This window comes from Bacillus cereus group sp. BfR-BA-01408, from assembly GCF_022663305.1.
Taxonomy (GTDB): Bacteria; Bacillota; Bacilli; order Bacillales; family Bacillaceae_G; genus Bacillus_A; species Bacillus_A pacificus.
In genome coordinates this window covers 1-613 of the sequence record NZ_JAKUFF010000189.1, presented here as the reverse complement: position 1 = coordinate 613, position 613 = coordinate 1, and the positions used below count along the sequence as shown (strand labels likewise).

The following is a 613-nucleotide window of genomic DNA, read 5'->3' as shown; positions in this document are numbered from 1 at the left end:
AAACAAAAGTAGAAGGAACGAAGACATGGAAAGACGATAATACAACAAATCGTCCAACCACAATCAAAGTAGACTTACTACAAAACGGTAAAGTAGTAGATACAAAAGAAGTAACAGCAGAAACAAACTGGAAGTATACGTTTGAAAAGCTCCAAGCATACGATGAAAATGGAGTAGCGTACAAGTATGAAGTGAAAGAACAGCCAGTAGCAGGATATAAATCCGAGGTAAAAGGTTATGACATTACGAATATAAAAGTAGCGAAATTGACAGTAGAAGGAACAAAAACGTGGAACGATAACAACGCAACAGATCGTCCAAGCTCGATTAAAGTAGACTTACTACAAAACGATAAAGTAGTAGATACAAAAGAAGCAACAGCAGAAACAAACTGGAAGTATACGTTTGAAAAACTCCAAGCATACGATGAAGATGGAGTAGCGTACAAGTATGAAGTGAAGGAACAACCAGTAGCGGGATACCAATCTGACGTACACGGTTATGACATCACAAATACAAAAGTAGGCGAAACAAAAGTAGAAGGAACAAAAACGTGGAACGATAATAAAGCAACAGATCGTCCAAGCTCGATTAAAGTAGACCTACTACAAAA

1 protein-coding gene is annotated in these 613 nt (G+C 37.4%); it reads left to right on the top strand.

Annotation, left to right across the window (positions count from 1 at the left end; all coding sequences use genetic code 11):
• Positions 1 to 613: Cna B-type domain-containing protein (locus MR083_RS26815; RefSeq protein ID WP_242270101.1), on the top strand; the 613-nt coding region annotated here is incomplete at both ends.